The following is a 14493-nucleotide window of genomic DNA, read 5'->3' on the forward strand; positions in this document are numbered from 1 at the left end:
GCCCTCCACCGGGGGACGCCTCGGCACGGCCAGGCGGTGCCTTGGCCCCTTCACTGAGGTCAGACGGCTGGCTCGGGGAGAAGAAGGGGCGTGGCCACGGCGGGGGCCGGGAACGGCTGTCCGAGTCGGGCCGGGGCGGAGGCGCCTGCGTCGGCGCTTCGGATGAGGCGCAGGTGTTCGAGGAAGGCCTCCCCGGGGCGGTCGTGGTGTTCGGCCAGGAGGGCCCGGAGCCTTGCCCTGGCGTGGTCGGGCAGGTGCGGGCTGGTGAGGGCTTCGGCCAGGATGCCGCGGATCTGGTCGTGGATGGTCGTCTCCTCTGATGGATGGAGGATCCGGTCGTTCCCTGCTTCGCTGTTCTCAGTCATCGGGCCTGGCTTCCTCGGGTGGTGGCTTCTTCTGCACGGCTCTCGGGCAGGAGCGCTTCTGCGGCGCCTGTGCGGTAGCGGTAGGTGATGTTCTCGTCGTTGACGATGAAGGTCTCCACGCCGCTGCGGGACCAGGTCAGGATGAGCAGGCCGTAGCGTTCGGCGAGCCGGGCGAGGGTGGCGATGTCGGCGACGTCCACCAGGGCGCGGCCGGGTGCTGCGGGGACCGGGTGGACGGGCACGAGGAGGGAGCCCCACCGGTGCCGGATCCGGGCGGCCTCGTCCTGTGGGGCGCGGCGGCGGGCCGCGAGGGCGAGGGCCGCGAGGGCGAGGGCCGCGGCGGCGGAGGCCCCTGCGGACAGGGGGCGTGCAGCGGATGCTCCGAGGGACCAGGCCCCGAGATCGAGCGAGCGTTCCTTCGGGGCGGGCGCGGCGGAGCCGGGGGCCTTCTGCGCGCTGCTGAGCCCGGCGGGGTCGGCGAGGGCCAGCTGGAGGGGGGTGAGGGTCAGCTTGAGCGCGGGACTGTAGTCGGCGCCGCCTGCATGGACGGTGGGGACGACGGAGACCGTCACGGGCGCCGCGGGAGTTCCGGTGGCCTGGGCGGCGGCCTGGGCGCGGGCGTCAAGTGCTGCCAGGTCGAGGACTGCCTTGCCCGTCGCGCCGTCGCTGATGGGCTGGGCGCCGGTGAGCGGGACGGTGGCGTGCCAGCCGCCCGGGGCGGAGAGTTCGGCGGCGACCGAGACGGTGCCGGCGGGGCCGTGGTAGGTGTAGGCGACGGTGACGCTGCCGGCGAGGACCCGGCGGAAGACCGGGTCGGGGGAGGAGACGGTGGTCCCGTCGTAGGCCGCGCTCGGTCTGACGGGGGCGGAGTAGGAGAAGTCCATGCTCCTGCCCGGGGCGGCCCCGCCGGTGGAGGTGCCGGTCTCGGCAGGCGCGGACCACGCCCACGCGCCCAGAGACCCTGAGAGCGCCAGCGCGGCGGCTGCGGTGGCTGCCCAGCCACGCAGGGGGCGCTGGAGGAGCTGCGCCAGCGATCCGCGCCGGGAAGGGGTGCCGGTCTCGAGGTGGCGGGACATGCTGGTTCTCCTTCGGGCGCGGCGGCGCCGGCGACGGGTGAGGGCGGTGGTGCCGCCGCCGAGGAGGGCGAAGGCGGCCAGGGCCAGGACCGGGGGACCGGTGAGGGCCTTCAGGGCAGTGCCGGCCTGGGGCACGTGCACCACGGCGCGGCCGATGATCTGCTCAGCGGTGGGGTGGTCGATGTCCGTGGACTGGTTGTTGTCGCCCTTGATGGCGAACCCCGCCGCGTCCCCGCCGATGATCCGGTGGAGGGCGATCTCGGGCCCGCCGTGGACGTGGTAGGCAACGATGTCCCCCACCTGGTACGCGCCGGCGCGGGCGACGACGACGAGGTCGCCCTGGTAGTACACGGGGTTCATGCTCACCCCGTGGGTGACCACGACCGCCGCCTGCCCGCTCACCAGCAGGACCCCCAGGATGGTCCCGGCAGCGGAAGCGACCGCGGCCGCGACGGCCAGGATCCGGCGGAGCAGCCTCTTCACGGTGGTCCTCCAGGGCAGCGGCAGCAGGGGTGGGGGTGGTGCGGCCCGCCCAGCTGGCGGCGGGCCGCACCACGGGCCAGAACTAGCTGACCGTGACGGCCAGGCTGGTCAGGCCGGTCTGGTACGTGCCGGCAGTGGCGGGCGTGCAGGTGGCCTGGAACGTGGTCCCGTCGATCGCGGTGCACGTGAAGGCAGTACCGGACCCGCTGTTCAGCGACACGGTGGGGACCTTCCCCCCGGTGGCGTCGGCGAAGGTCAGGGTGATCGAGTTGACCTCGGTGTTGGAGGGGGCATCGGCGAACGCGTAGTCGACCCCGGACAGGGTCGCGCCGGTGACGCTCTGGGACACGGTACCGCCGAGGAACTGCGTCGACGGGGCCGTGGTGGCCAGGCCGGTGCCGGTGAAGGCGGTACCGCCGGCGAGGGCGGCGGCGCCGAGGCCGAGGGCGAGGGCGATCTTCTGGGACTTGCGCATTGGTTTCTCTTTCGGTCGTGCGGGCACAGAACGCACCCGCGACTGCTGCACCAGGCCATGGCCCGGCTCTCATAGGGGTGTCGTGGCAACAGCGCTCACAGCGGCCTGACCGAGAAGAAGAAGGCTCCCCCGAACCTGGACCGCGGGCCGCCACCGCCCACCTGCTGGAGCGGAGACTGGGATGAGAACCACCCGACGCTCCCACGCTAGAACCGGAAGGCCCCGCCCATCCCGGATCTCGCCCGATCCTGCGGGAACCCTTGCAGCAAACCCGGGCAGGCGGAGCCTTCCTCAGCCTCGCCCCAGGAAAAGGCCCCGGAACGCACTGGGGCCCGCCCGAGCCGGGCCCGCGGCGCTCCCCGGCCACGGCTCGCGGCGCCGCTTCCCTGAATCCACCGCGACCGGAGGTTCTGCGGTACGCGCGCCCGCAGGGGGCTGCCGCCGTCCTGCCGTGGCTGCCGCCCTGGTGCCGCGGAGGAGCCTAGGGAGACGGGTGCCCGCTGGCCGCCGGTGGACCGGGCTCCTGCTGCCGCCCCGGGCGCCGGAGCCCGTTCCCCGCGCCTCCAGCCCGGTACGGCGCAGGACCGGCAACCGCGGGCGGCGCCCGCCGTCCGACAGCGCCGCTGTAGTCTGTGCCGGGAACGCCGTCCATCGAATGCGACGGCCAGGGGAAGGGGGACTGCTATGGCAGGACAGCCGGGGAGGGGCAGGGCCGGGGCCTGCACGTCTGCTCCCGCGGTGGAAGCAGGGGCGCGGTCAGCAGAGGTGCCGCCGGCTGTCTCGGTGGCCGGTCCGCCATCCTCTTCCCCTGTCCGCACCAGGCCCGGGGAGGAGACTGCACCGGAAGGCGGCGCAGGGACGGAGCGAGAGGAGCAGCGCCGTGGCTGAGGGAAGGCCGAGGGCAGTGGTCATCGAGGACGACGACGACGTGCGCGGGCTGGTCCAGGCCGTCCTGGCCGCCGCCGGGGTCCAGGTGGACGCTCTCGCTGCCGGCCCGGAGGGTATCGAGGCTGTCAGGAAGGATGGGGCGGACCTGGTCGTCCTGGACTACGGGCTGCCGCACATGGACGGCGCCCAGGTCGCTGCCGGGATCCGGGCCATCAGCGCAGTCCCGATCCTGCTGCTCACTGGCCGGGAGGACCTCGTCCGGGACCTGCCTGCCGGGGTCACGGACGCCATGGCCAAGCCCTTCACCGTCGCCGAACTCCGCCAGCGGGTACAGGCGCTGCTGCCCTGACCGCCCGGCCGCAGTCCTGCCACCGGATCAGTGGGCGCAGTCGTCCACCCATGCAGTCCTCAGGGAGGCCACGGTGAGGGTCCCGCACTCGGCGATCTGGGCACACAGCGGCCCGGCGTTCCCCTCCCCCGAGCGCAGGAAGCCTTCCAGGGCCGCGGCCCTGGAGGCCAACGGGTGGGCCCCGACCATCATCGAGGAGACCTTCAGGCTCAGCACCGCATCCAGGGCCTCCTCCCTCGAGCCGGCCGCGACCGCTCCGGCGATCCTGGCGTACCGGTGCGCCCACAGCCGCACGAATTCAGCAGCGAACCTGCGTCCGGCGCCGGGGATGTCCGCCTCGAGCTCCGCCAGGACAGCACGGTCCACCAGGGCAGGGACACACAGGCCCGGGGGCGCGCCTCCGGAGCACAGCTGACCATCCAACACAGGCCTCCAGACCTCGGCTTCCAAATGCCCCAGCCTACGGCCGCGCCCTCGCCCTCGCCGGGCAGACGCGGAGAAACTGCGCCGAAACTGAGAGTGCCGTCCCAGCGCCGGAGGAGGCCTGAGCGGCTGGCGCCCACCAAAGGCGCGCCCTCGAAACACGCCCGCCTACTGAGCGCTTCGCCGGTGCCCGCTGCCAGGGCCTTCCGGAGACAGGGCCAGGCCTCTGGACATCAGTCCGGTCTCCAGCGCCGGTCCGGGCGGGAGCTCCTGGATGCCCCATCTCGTGCTCTCCGTCCGAGCCGGGTGGGGTGCCCCACATGTCCGGGCGGTGGAGAGGGCGCGGCAGCGGGGTGCGGCGCGTGGTCGCCTTCGACGGAGGCGGCCATGGCGTCCGTGGTGAGGACGTGGAAGGACCGGGCGAAGCCGGCGGGATCATCTGGGCCCAGGTCCTTCGGCGAGGGCGGCCAGGCCTGTACGGATGTCCTTGAGGTGGGACATGGCCGCACGTGCGCCGTAGGGAGGGCAGGAAGAATCAGGAAGTCTGGTGCTCGGGCTCAATGGACCGATCCACGGTTCTGCGCGCGCATCGTGGGCACCTGCCGGCAGTGACGATTGGTCTTCTCCCCAGCCCCTGCATTGCCGGTAGACCACGCCCAGGTCACCCCGTGGCCCTGGGGTGGCACCATGAGGATTTTTGGGGGGGGTGCCTCTATGGTTTTCGTCAAGCCGCGGCGGTGGTTGGGGGCTGGTAGAGGGTGCCGTCGCGGAGCATGGCGAAGAGGACGTCGCAGCGGCGGCGGGCGAGGGCGATGAGTGCCTGGTTGTGCCGTTTGCCCTGGGCTCGTTTGCGGTCGTAGTAGGCCCGCGAGGGCGGGTGGCTCAGTGAGGCGAAGGCCGAGAGGAACAGGGCGCGTTTGAGGCGTTTGTTCCCTCCGCGTGGGGCGTGCTCGCCGCGGATCGAGGTTCCGGATCTTCGGGTGACCGGGGCGATGCCGGCGTAGGAGGCCAGGTGGGCGGCGTCCTTGAAGTCCTTCCCGACGACTTCGGTGAGGATCCTGGCGGCGGTCCTGACCCCGACTCCGGGGAGCGAGGTCAGGACCCCGTGAAGAGGGTGGGCCTCCACGAGGGCCTCGACCTGGGCCGCGATCTGGCCCCGCTGCCGTGTGAGGGCCGCGAGCTGCTCGGCCAGGATCGGGATCACGACCCCGGCTGCGTCGGTTCCGGGCACCGTGACGGTCTGCTCGCCCAGAGCGGTGAAGACCTCCTGGGCGAGCCGGTCGGCCAGGCGCGGGGCGTGCTTCTTCAGCCTCGCCCGCACCTGCCCGCGCCCTGCCGAGGCGAGTCTGGCGGGGGTCGGGTATCGGGTGAGCAGGTCCGCCACCGCCGGGTGGGCGACCCTTGGCCCGAGGGCCCGCTCGAGGGCCGGGTGGATCTGGGTGAGCAGGCCGCGGAGCCGGTTCGATACCGCGGTGGCCTCCTGCGCGAGGTCGTCGTCGAACCCTGCCAGCAGGGCCAGGGCGGCGATCTGCTCCTCGTCCGCCCGGATCTGGCGCAGGGTGTGCGGCATGGTCCGGGCGGCCTCGGCGATGATCAGCGCGTCCCTGGCGTTGGTCTTCGCCGCGCCGGGGTGCAGGTCCGCGATCCGGCGCATGGCCAGCCCGGGAAGGTAGGCCACCTCGACCCCTTCCATGGCCTGGGCGACCGCGACCGGGAGGGCCCCGATGGTGGCGGGCTGGTCCACGACCATCAGCACCGGACCGTGTTCGGCGAGGCCTGCGAGGATGGCCCGGAGCCTGGCCTCGTCGTTGGGCAGGGCCCGGTCCAGCAGGGCCTTCCCGTCCACGCCCAGGGCAACGGCGTGGTGATCGGACTTCCCGACATCGAGCCCGACAAACACCGCCGGCAGGCTCCCGGACACTCCCATGCGCTCTCCTTCCCGCTCCCGTCAGGCAGCGGCCGGTCAGGGCGATCACGCTCGGCATCCACGTTACGAAGGTCCCTTGGAACTGCTTGGGTCGTGCCCATGCCGGAACCCGACCGGCCAACACCCTCATCCTCACGGATCAGGGAGCCACGAGAAAGGTAACGGGGGGTGGTCCAGGCCGGAACACTGCGGGGAGTGCAGCGTCGCTGCCCACGCGGGCGGGCCGTGACAGGGCGGCCCCTCTCCGAGCGGATCTCTCGGTTCGAGGAGAATGACGGGCGTTGCGGCCGGGTTCTGGCCCTAGGCCGATCTGCCGGGCCCGCTTGGGCGCCGGGCCCTGCGCCGGGCCCGCGGTCCAGGGGTGCGTCCGAGGCCGCCGAGGATGGCCAGGACGGTATGGCAGGGCCAGCGCTCGAGGCAGCCCTCGCAGATCGATCCGACACTTTCACCGGCCGGGGCATGGACCTTCAGCAGCGACTCGCAGGCTCCGAGCGGGTACCTGTCGTGCGGCATCCCGCGCCTGCGGGCCTCATGGACCATCTCGAGCATCGTCTCGTGCAGCGACGATGCCGCATCAAGTTGAGGCATGGATGTGGCGGTACCCGCCCCCGAGACGGATAAACCGAGAGGGGCCAATCGTTTGTGATCGGCTGGGTGTGACGGCGGGGGAACAGGGCCCCGTTGCGGGGACGCTCTGGCGCTGCTGCGACAGACGCGGGCATGGCCTGGGAGTGCGCGGCGGGGGCGGGAACGCTGCTCCTGGTCGAGGCTGGCAGCGCCCGAGTGGCCGTGCGTCTGGCAATGGGCGACGTGCAGTGCCTGCCGTGCAGGCGCCCCGAGGGGAGGATCCCTGTTCGAGGGGCTCTCGCGGTCCCGCGATCGCGGGCCCATTGCCCCCGGCGGAGCCCGCTCGGTGCGGCGCCGCTGTGCCGGCCCGGGTGGCCGGAGGGCCGACCGTGGTCACGGGGCAGGGGAGGGCCGGGCTGCGGCCCCGTGGCCGGTGGCCAGCCCCACATCGCGCCGGTCCGGCCTGCTCTCCAGGCAGGGCGGCCATTTGGGCCCGGCCCGTTCTTGCCCACGCCCTGCCCGGGCTCGGGTGGGGTGTGGCCCGTCTGGCCCGCGGGCCTTCAGTGTGCGGCTGGGGCCCGGATCCCGGGCGGGACGTCTGCCCGTGGAGGGAAGCGGATTTGGGTCCGGCCGGTCCCGTCAGCGGCCGGAGAGGGCCTGCACGGCGGCGGTGCCCCGAGGGAGAGCACGCTGAGCTGTTCTTCGGTCATCGAGTACCTGGCCTCGTCGGGCAGGGTGTCCAGGGCTTGGCAGAGGGCGGCGCATCTGGCCGTGTAGTCCTGCTGCACCGCCTGTTCGAGCTCCCGGCGTGTCTGCCCGGGGACGGCCTGGAGGCCAAGGAGTGTCCGGATGGCCTCGTCCGGGTAGTCCGACTCGTTCTCCATCGCTGCAGTTCCTCTCACTCGTTCCCCGCTCTCCCGGTTCCGGTCCGCGCGGTACTCCTGCCGGACCACCGCCCCCGGCGGGGGCTGTGCCTCGCGCCCGGGGGACTCGGCGCCACAATAGTCTCGGATGAGGCGGGGGCCGCCGGGGCCGGCCCACGGATCGGGGCTTCCGGGGCCTGAAGGGGAACGGCCGCACCGAGGGCTCGGGGGAGGAGCCTGGAGAGCACCGGCTGCACTCCTGGGCTGAGCCGGCGCCGTGCCTCCTCCAGCGACGCCATCGCGTCCTGTGCTGTCATCCGGTGTCGTGTTCGGGTGCTGCTCTGTTTTGTGGCATGCCTTGTGCATATGGTCAAGGCCTGCCTGGAATCATGGACGGTCCTGTCCTGGTCCGGCCTTTGGAGCAGGGGGTGGCTGTGGCCGCTGGGGATGAGGGTGCCGGGGCCGGGGGAGTGAGGGTGTCCCTGGTGATCGGGAACGGGCTGGCCGGGGAGTGCTCGTCGGCGCGGTGTATCCGGGCGCTGGGGCCGGATGCGACGGTCCTGGACTCCGGCATCGCGGACGGGAAGGGCGTCCAGGTCTGCCTCGAGGCGAGGGAATCGGTTCCCGGGCTGGGGTGTGTGGTCCTGGTCAGCTACCCGGACGAGGCCGCAGGGCACGGTGCCGGGGACTGCGAGTTCGTGCTGCGGGAGGTCGCCGGCCACGGCCTGGTCGAGGCGGTCAGGCGTGCCGCCGCCCGGGAGGACCAGTGAGCAGGCGGCCGGCGGGCGACGGCTGCGGTGCCCTGCCTGCCCGGGGCAGGGGCGGGCATGGGTGAGGGAGGGGATGCGCGGGGGCGGATCGAGGCGGCCGCCTACCGGCTGTTCGCCGAGCGGGGGATCCGAGCCACGGCCGTCGAGGACATCCTGGCTGCCTGCGGGGCCGCCCGGGCGACCTTCTACAGCGTCTTCGGCTCCAAGGACGGGATCGCCCTGGCCTACCTCGAATGCCTCTACCAGGAGCGCAGGGCCGCGATCGGGGCGGCCGTGGCCTGCCGCGGCGACGGGCCCGAGGCCCTGGCCGGGGTGTTCGACGTCTTCGACGTGGTGGTCGGGGGCGGCCGGCTCCCCGGGGGCTCCCTCGTCCAGGTCCTGCTCGAGCTGGGCCTGGCACACCCGGTCGGGCGGGCGAGCCTGGACTACTTCGCCCGCCTCCGGGAGGACCTGGCCGCCCTGGCCGCCGAGCGTGGGATCGCGGATCCGGTGGGGTTCGCCCGTGACTGCCAGCTGCTGCTCAAGGGCACCCTGGTCTCCGCCGCGGAAGGCGACCCGGACGCGGTCGAGACCGGCCGCCGGCTCGCCAGGATGCTGGTCCGCAACTACTGCTCCTGTCCCGACGCGCGCGGCGGGGACGGGTCCCTGGGGTGATCCGGGCGCCCGCGGCCGGGTGATGGCGCCGGTCGCAGGGCCCAGCCCTCGCCGGTCCGCGGTACTGCTGGGGCGGAGGTGCCTGAAGGGAAAGGGAGACGGGGGTCGGGGCTTTTTACAGGATTAGTCCGTGATCTGCTAGGGCCCTATGGACAGAATGACCGTTCTGTCTCCACACTTCCTGGCATGGCAGAGATCATGGCAGCTGGGGCCATCGACTACCGCTTGGAGCCGCTGGAGCGCGAGGAGACCCTTGCCCTGCAGGTGCTGGGCATCCTGCATGAGGTCCTGGCCCGTCCGGGCCTGTCCGAGGAGGCCAAGGACGGGCTGCGCCGGCTCATCGAGGCCCACAGGGACCATCCCGAGCGGGCCCTGCTCGAGCACCTGTGCTGCCTCCGGACCGCAGCGGGCAGCTGAGAGGGATGGACGCCGCGGGCGTGCCGCCCACCGTCCCCACGGCCCCGCCCGTCCGGGGCCGGAGGTCCCGGGCCCTGTGCGGGCCCGTGGACGCGGCGGTGCGCTCCGCCAGGGGCCCACACGGGTGCCGCCGGGGGTCGGCCGTGCAAGGGCTCGGGCGGTGCGGGGCGCTGGGGCTCTGGGCAGCTCGGGGGTGCCGCTGTGGCGCTTCCAGTGAGCCGGGGCGCCCCTGCCGCAGGCCTTCTCCGGCCCCCGCAGTCCCGCCATGTCCACAGGTCAGGGGGGTGCGCCCTTCCAACGTGCCTCCCGGGCGGTCGGGCATTGGGCCCGGAGGAGCTCGGGGAGCTGCTGGAGCAGCTGCGGGTCCTCGCCGGCCTCCCGCAGCCTGCCGCGCCCGTGCCGTCGGTGCCCCGGGCCCCTGCACCGTCGCACTCCCACCGCGCAGCGGGACGGCCCGGGGCGGCCCAGGGGAGCGGTTCGGTGGGGGTGAAGTTTCGGCGCCAGCTGCACCGGGTCGTGGAGTTCTCGGCCTCCTGCGGGCGCCTGCCGTCGATCGGCCGCCCCGCCTCCGCGGAGGAGCGCAGGCTCGGGATGTGGCTCCATCGGCAGCGACGCCGACACCGCGACCGGATCGCCGCGGCCGCGGAGGCCGCCCTCCTCGCCCGGGCCCTGGGCAGTGACTGGGCCAGGACTCCGGGCCTGGGCGCTGGCCGCCGGGGAAGCGCAGGCGAGGCTGCCGGGGACACGGCCCGGGGATGGCCGGCCCTCGACGGGCGCGGCGCGGGGCCCGGTGGCCAGAGCGGTGGCTGGCAGGACGCAAACTGAGGCGGGGAACGGACATCCCTGGGCCCGGCACCGGCTGCAACGGCCTGGAGGTCGCCGCCGCGCACCCTCGGGGCCTCGGGTGCTCCTGATCCGTCACGGAGCCCCGGACGGCCGTTCGGCACTGAGCGGCTTCCGCGGCCAAGGGCGGGAAGGGGGCCGGGGCCTGCCTTGTACATGTAGGACCTTGGCAGTCCGGGGCCGCGAACCGGTGTCGGCGGCGTTCGGAGGGTGCGAGTTGCGCGTCGGCCCTCACTGGGTATGTCCATGGGAGGGGTGTTGGGGGGACAGTCCTTTGGGGCATCCCGGGCAGGCCGGGCGGTTGCCTGCGGGGTGCCGGACTGGCATGGTGGAAAGGGGCCTTGAGCAGCAGGGCCCCGAAGCGACCGCCGACACCATGCCCTGGTGAGGAACCATGGAAGATCCCCGACTCCTTGCACGGAGGATGGTCGGGCAGGACCCTGCCTGCATCAATGACCTCTGGCTGCGGTACTGGGCCAACGGCGGCGACGTACACAGGGCTGAATTCGACGCCCACCTCAGCAGCTCCGATGACTGGGAGGCATTCGAACTCAAGGTCCTCGCCTGGGCCATCGAAGACCTGTCCGGCCAGTTGCACTAGCAGCCGCCGCAGGTTCCCGAGCTGTTCCGTCCAGCACCCTGAGCGAACACCCTGCTCTGGACCGTGGCCGTCGGGCGGGTGCTGGGCCCCGGGCTGCGTCCGGGCGGTGCCACCGAGGACCCTCGACGATCCGCTGCAGCCGGCTCGGGTCTTCGTGGGCTCATCGGAAGCCCCTCCGGCTCGAAGCCGCCCCGCCGCCTCGAGCCCATGGATTGGTTATCTTGCTCGGATGGGCTAGTCGCGCCGCGGCTCATCTGCCGGCAGTGACCGACTCAGTCGGTGCTGGCGCTGGCGCCACGCCTTGGCGTACGCACCGGGTCTCGGGGGGGATCGGCGAAGCAGGTGCCAGACAGTGTGGTTCTCGGACGGCTTGGGCTCTGTATGCTCCTGTGCGTGACCAGAGGAGGGGCCGTGCCTACGGACGAGGACCGCGCAGACGTGTTCGTGTCCATCCGGTCGGGAGATGTCGAGGCGCTGCAGAAGGTGCTCGCCGCCCGCCCTGTGCTTGCCGCCTCCCGCCTCGGCGGTATGGCGCGAGGACGGACCCCCTTGCATGTCGTGACCGACTGGCCTGGCTATTTCCCAAACGGCCCCCGCATTGCACAGGTGCTGATTGGCGCCGGCGCGGACGTCGATGCCCGGGAGAACGAGGACGGGACGGGGGAGACTCCGCTGCACTGGACGGCGAGCAGCGACGACGCAGACGTTGCGCGCGTCCTCATCGATGCGGGCGCTGACCTCGAGGCCCCCGACGGCTCGATCGGCACGCCGCTGGACAACGCGGTCGGCTATGGCTGCTGGAACGTTGCCCGGCTGCTCGTCGAGCGCGGCGCGAGGGTGGAGAAGCTCTGGCATGCCTCGGCGCTGGGTCTGCTCGACCGCATCGAGGACTTGCTGGGTGACCCGGCGAACTCGACGGAGGCGGCCATCGACCAGGCCTTCTGGCATGCCTGCGCCGCCGGGTACCGGCGTGCTGCTGCGCTCCTCTATGAGCGGGGAGCAAACCTGGCCTTCACACCGGCCTACGGCCACGGAACTGTTCTCGATGCGGCGTCGAGCCATGGAACGCAGCGGGGCAGCCTCATCGGATGGCTCGAGCAGCTGGGCGCGCACCGCACCACCGACTGACGGTCAACGGGGTCGACCGCCGCCTCCCTGTCAGGAACTAGGTCTGGGCCAGGAACTGGGTTTGGCCCGGCAGCAGGGGCCGTCCTCTGTTCCTCGTGGGTTCCGCTCGCCCACCGTGCATCGTGCTTCAGCCAAGCAGATACCCAGAGCCTGGGCGCGCGATCATTGCCGATCCCGCTGATCTGGGGCACGAGTGCGCGGGTGGTCCTGATCCCGATCCGCGATGGATGGGGCATGGCCGGGACAGTGCTGCCCCTGTCTGGGCCCGGTCCGAGTGCGCGCTCCGAGTGGGGAATCCATCGAAGGCTGTGGTGATGCCGGGGCGCTGTGCGGGCTGCCCTTTCAGCGGGAGTGCGGCGGTGGGGCTGGGGTGGTGGTGCCGCCCGGGGCGGCGGGTGCGGGGCGGTAGCCGAGCCTGGCGAGGAGGGCGGAGAGGCAGGCGGAGAAGTCCTTGGGGGTGAGGGCCAGCTCGGTCCTGATCTGGGCGTTGGTCCTGCCCTGTCGGATCAGGGACCAGAGGGCGCACTCGGGCGCGGGGGCCTCCTTCAGCAGGGCGTCGGCCCTGAGCTCGTGCAGCAGGGCCCGGGCGGCCTTGGCGGTGGGCAGCTGCTCGCCTGCTGCTACGCGCCGGAGGGCCTGGACCAGTCCGTCCACGCGGGCGCTCTGGAAGACGTATCCGTCGGCGTCGGCGAGGGCTGCGGCGCGCAGGGCCATGGGGCCGTCGTAGGTGGTCATGATGATGCAGCGGGTGCGGGAAGCTGCCTCGCGGAGGGCGCGGCAGGCCTCGATCCCCGTCCCGTCGGCGAGGCGGTTGCCCACCAGCACCACGTCGGGTTCGGCCGCGGTGGCGGCCGGGAGGGCGGCCAGGATGGTGCCGGCCTCCCCGACGACGTCGAAGCCCTCCTCCCGCAGGAGCTCGGCGAGGCCGTCCCGGACCGGGGCGTGGCCGCTGAGGATGAAGACGCGGGTCGCCGCGGGGATGGTTCCGATTGCGGGGTTGTCCATGGCCGTATCTCTGCTTGTGCGTACGGTGCCCTGTCCAGCTCCGCTGTGGTCTCTTGGCTCCCATGCTCCCGGACCGGTCCTGTCAGGGCTAGAGGCGTAGTTCCCCTCGCGCATGCCGCCGGCTCCGGCGTGGGCGCCGGCGAGGCGCTGCAGGAGGGCCGTGCCGACGTCCAGGAACATCTGCCAGGGCCAGGGCCAGGGCCAGGGCCGGCCGTGCCCCGTACCCGGCGCATGGACTGCCGGCCCGTGTGTCCCGTGGTTCCCCGCGGCTGATCTGTTCGTCCAGCACCGCAGAGCAGCCTGTGGGCATCAGGGGTGCGGCCCGAGCACCGGCAGGCCGTAGTGGCCTGCCACGAACGCGAAGTCTGGGTCGGGGCCGACATTCTCGGAGGCCAGCTGGTGCAGGTCGTTGCTGCCGGGTCCGAGGCCCTCGTCTGTGCGTCGGTCCCAGTATGCCCAGCACCTGCCGAACAGTGTCTTGGATGCGTAGGAGATGCCGAGGGGCTCGGAGCCGTCGTCGAGGACCTGCATCCTGATCGCCTGGGCCAGGAGGGTGGTGAGGTCGCGGTCCTCGCCGTAGATCGCTGTGGCGGTGAGGACCTGCAGCGATTCGGTCAGCCCGGGCACTGTCGGGGCCAGCTGCTCGAGGGCGGCCAGTGTGCCGCGGTCGTCCACCTTCACCCACCATCCGGCGCGGGGCAGGCGGATGCGGTAGAGGGAGCGGTCCATCTGCCAGTCGACCGATACCGACCACGGCGCATCGACGCCGTTGGCCGCTGCGTCGGCGGTGACCTGCGCGATGTAGTCCTCGACGGTCATGCCGATCGACTCCGCGGCCCTGGCCACGCCGGCCCTTTCGTGGCGGAAGCCGGTCAGGACCTCCGCGTAGGCGCAGCGGCGGTCCTGGGCGAGGTAGATCGTCGATCCCACGGTGTCATACCTGCCGCGGCGGTCGGCCGTCGTGACGCTGGGCGAGATCGGCAAAGGCCCCACGATCGGGTTCTTCCGCACGGAGAGCGCGCCGTGGCGGTCCTTGGCTATGCGGAACGCCTCCTCGCCGCCCGCTGCGATGAGCCGGAGGCCGGTCCCGGCGCAGGTCCGCTCGCTCACGCGGCGTAGGTGTCATCGACGAAGGCCTCGGCGGCGCCGATGACCTCCCGCACCTTCTGCTGCTGGATGCACAGGACGGGGAGCTCCTCGTCCAGACGGGGGTTGGCGCCCAGGAGCCAGGCCAGCGCGACATGCTTCCCCTCGGCCATCTCGAGGGTCTTCCAGACCCGGTAGCCGAGCCTGAGGCGCGCCTCCTTGGCCGGGCGGGGGTCCGGGCCGTCGGGCTTGGCCCAGCTGTAGGGGGAGGTCCGGTCCTTGACGCCCGCCATGGTCTGGACCACGGTCGCGCCGACGTTCTGGTTGAGCTCACGTACCAGGTCATGGATGTTCATCCGCGAAGCGTCCTGGTGGATCTGGTTTCGGATGGCGGCTTCCATGTCCCCATACTCGCAGGCCCTGACTGCTAGGGCAACGGAAAAACCATATGAAAACCAACACTCAATCCTGCTTGGAAGCGGCCTTGGCGAAATACTTAGGACCTGGGAATCCTCCTTCTCCTCGGAAGCAGGTAGTCGCGATGGTGGAGCGAGTACCGTGCTGTCTCCGAGT

General features: G+C 72.4%; 17 protein-coding genes. 7 read left to right on the forward strand and 10 right to left on the reverse strand.

Features of this window, described 5'->3' with window-relative positions; all coding sequences use genetic code 11:
• Positions 1-59: 59 nt before the first annotated feature.
• The 3 genes from SA2016_RS04525 to SA2016_RS04535 all read right to left on the reverse strand — a co-directional run bounded on the left by SA2016_RS04525 (position 60) and on the right by SA2016_RS04535 (position 2399).
• Positions 60-365 (reverse strand): hypothetical protein, encoded by a 306-nt coding sequence (locus SA2016_RS04525; RefSeq protein WP_066495803.1) that lies wholly within the window; start codon positions 363-365, stop codon positions 60-62.
• Positions 362-1924 (reverse strand): signal peptidase I, encoded by a 1563-nt coding sequence (locus SA2016_RS04530; RefSeq protein ID WP_066495804.1) that lies wholly within the window; start codon positions 1922-1924, stop codon positions 362-364. Before SA2016_RS04530 ends, SA2016_RS04525 begins: the two co-directional genes overlap by 4 nt.
• An 82-nt stretch (positions 1925-2006) precedes the next feature.
• On the reverse strand, positions 2007-2399 hold the full coding sequence (locus tag SA2016_RS04535) for a hypothetical protein (protein ID WP_066495806.1): 393 nt from the start codon (positions 2397-2399) through the stop codon (positions 2007-2009).
• A gap of 880 nt (positions 2400-3279) precedes the next feature.
• On the opposite strand from SA2016_RS04535, the gene SA2016_RS21725 reads away from it, so the two are divergent.
• Positions 3280-3636, forward strand: a complete 357-nt coding sequence (locus tag SA2016_RS21725; protein ID WP_169803048.1) for a response regulator transcription factor — start codon at positions 3280-3282, stop codon at positions 3634-3636.
• A 27-nt stretch (positions 3637-3663) separates the two neighbouring features.
• Here the strand turns inward: SA2016_RS21725 and SA2016_RS04545 are convergent, their stop codons facing one another.
• The 4 genes from SA2016_RS04545 to SA2016_RS04555 form a co-directional block, all read right to left on the reverse strand.
• The gene (locus tag SA2016_RS04545) at positions 3664-4002 is read right to left on the reverse strand and encodes an Hpt domain-containing protein (RefSeq protein WP_141305508.1); all 339 of its coding nucleotides are present in this window, start codon (positions 4000-4002) and stop codon (positions 3664-3666) included.
• A gap of 781 nt (positions 4003-4783) precedes the next feature.
• Positions 4784-5986 carry an IS110 family RNA-guided transposase gene (locus tag SA2016_RS04550; RefSeq protein WP_066495812.1) on the reverse strand — a complete coding sequence of 401 codons (1203 nt, stop codon included), beginning with the start codon at positions 5984-5986 and terminating at the stop codon, positions 4784-4786.
• A 300-nt stretch (positions 5987-6286) separates the two neighbouring features.
• The gene (locus SA2016_RS21310; RefSeq protein WP_157089111.1) at positions 6287-6574 is read right to left on the reverse strand and encodes a hypothetical protein; all 288 of its coding nucleotides are present in this window, start codon (positions 6572-6574) and stop codon (positions 6287-6289) included.
• Between the two features lie 539 nt (positions 6575-7113).
• Complete coding sequence (locus tag SA2016_RS04555; protein ID WP_066495815.1) at positions 7114-7437, reverse strand: hypothetical protein; 324 nt, start codon at positions 7435-7437, stop codon at positions 7114-7116.
• Positions 7438-7892: 455 nt separating this feature from the next.
• Between SA2016_RS04555 and SA2016_RS21315 the strand changes: the two genes are divergently transcribed.
• The 6 genes from SA2016_RS21315 to SA2016_RS04580 all read left to right on the forward strand — a co-directional run bounded on the left by SA2016_RS21315 (position 7893) and on the right by SA2016_RS04580 (position 11829).
• Positions 7893-8186, forward strand: coding sequence for a response regulator (locus SA2016_RS21315; protein WP_141305506.1), 294 nt, complete (start codon positions 7893-7895; stop codon positions 8184-8186).
• Positions 8187-8243: 57 nt separating this feature from the next.
• Positions 8244-8840 (forward strand): TetR/AcrR family transcriptional regulator, encoded by a 597-nt coding sequence (locus SA2016_RS04565; RefSeq protein ID WP_066495825.1) that lies wholly within the window; start codon positions 8244-8246, stop codon positions 8838-8840.
• 186 nt (positions 8841-9026) lie between these two features.
• Positions 9027-9257, forward strand: coding sequence for a hypothetical protein (locus SA2016_RS04570; protein WP_066495826.1), 231 nt, complete (start codon positions 9027-9029; stop codon positions 9255-9257).
• A 321-nt stretch (positions 9258-9578) separates the two neighbouring features.
• Positions 9579-10082, forward strand: a complete 504-nt coding sequence (locus SA2016_RS04575) for a hypothetical protein (RefSeq protein WP_157089112.1) — start codon at positions 9579-9581, stop codon at positions 10080-10082.
• 412 nt (positions 10083-10494) lie between these two features.
• Positions 10495-10701, forward strand: a complete 207-nt coding sequence (locus tag SA2016_RS21320) for a hypothetical protein (protein WP_141305505.1) — start codon at positions 10495-10497, stop codon at positions 10699-10701.
• Positions 10702-11112: 411 nt separating this feature from the next.
• The gene (locus tag SA2016_RS04580; RefSeq protein WP_066495831.1) at positions 11113-11829 is read left to right on the forward strand and encodes an ankyrin repeat domain-containing protein; all 717 of its coding nucleotides are present in this window, start codon (positions 11113-11115) and stop codon (positions 11827-11829) included.
• 342 nt (positions 11830-12171) lie between these two features.
• Here the strand turns inward: SA2016_RS04580 and SA2016_RS04585 are convergent, their stop codons facing one another.
• The 3 genes from SA2016_RS04585 to SA2016_RS04595 form a co-directional block, all read right to left on the reverse strand.
• On the reverse strand, positions 12172-12834 hold the full coding sequence (locus SA2016_RS04585; RefSeq protein ID WP_066495834.1) for a response regulator: 663 nt from the start codon (positions 12832-12834) through the stop codon (positions 12172-12174).
• 309 nt (positions 12835-13143) lie between these two features.
• Positions 13144-13944 (reverse strand): hypothetical protein, encoded by an 801-nt coding sequence (locus SA2016_RS04590; RefSeq protein ID WP_066495841.1) that lies wholly within the window; start codon positions 13942-13944, stop codon positions 13144-13146.
• Positions 13941-14321 (reverse strand): hypothetical protein, encoded by a 381-nt coding sequence (locus SA2016_RS04595; protein ID WP_066495844.1) that lies wholly within the window; start codon positions 14319-14321, stop codon positions 13941-13943. The genes SA2016_RS04590 and SA2016_RS04595 overlap by 4 nt, the downstream gene beginning before the upstream one ends.
• Positions 14322-14493 lie beyond the last annotated feature (172 nt).

Origin of the sequence: Sinomonas atrocyanea, assembly GCF_001577305.1 — a bacterium.
GTDB lineage: Bacteria > Actinomycetota > Actinomycetes > Actinomycetales > Micrococcaceae > Sinomonas > Sinomonas atrocyanea.

Excerpts from the sequence above, each read along its gene's own strand:
- SA2016_RS04550 (WP_066495812.1), bottom strand. The coding sequence starts at position 5,986 with ATGGGAGTGTCCGGGAGCCTGCCGGCGGTGTTTGTCGGGCTCGATGTC.
- SA2016_RS04535 (WP_066495806.1), bottom strand. The coding sequence starts at position 2,399 with ATGCGCAAGTCCCAGAAGATCGCCCTCGCCCTCGGCCTCGGCGCCGCC.
- SA2016_RS21310 (WP_157089111.1), bottom strand. The coding sequence starts at position 6,574 with ATGCCTCAACTTGATGCGGCATCGTCGCTGCACGAGACGATGCTCGAG.
- SA2016_RS04525 (WP_066495803.1), bottom strand. The coding sequence starts at position 365 with ATGACTGAGAACAGCGAAGCAGGGAACGACCGGATCCTCCATCCATCA.
- SA2016_RS04565 (WP_066495825.1), top strand. The coding sequence starts at position 8,244 with ATGGGTGAGGGAGGGGATGCGCGGGGGCGGATCGAGGCGGCCGCCTAC.
- SA2016_RS21320 (WP_141305505.1), top strand. The coding sequence starts at position 10,495 with ATGGAAGATCCCCGACTCCTTGCACGGAGGATGGTCGGGCAGGACCCT.
- SA2016_RS04570 (WP_066495826.1), top strand. The coding sequence starts at position 9,027 with ATGGCAGAGATCATGGCAGCTGGGGCCATCGACTACCGCTTGGAGCCG.
- SA2016_RS04595 (WP_066495844.1), bottom strand. The coding sequence starts at position 14,321 with ATGGAAGCCGCCATCCGAAACCAGATCCACCAGGACGCTTCGCGGATG.
- SA2016_RS04585 (WP_066495834.1), bottom strand. The coding sequence starts at position 12,834 with ATGGACAACCCCGCAATCGGAACCATCCCCGCGGCGACCCGCGTCTTC.
- SA2016_RS04555 (WP_066495815.1), bottom strand. The coding sequence starts at position 7,437 with ATGGAGAACGAGTCGGACTACCCGGACGAGGCCATCCGGACACTCCTT.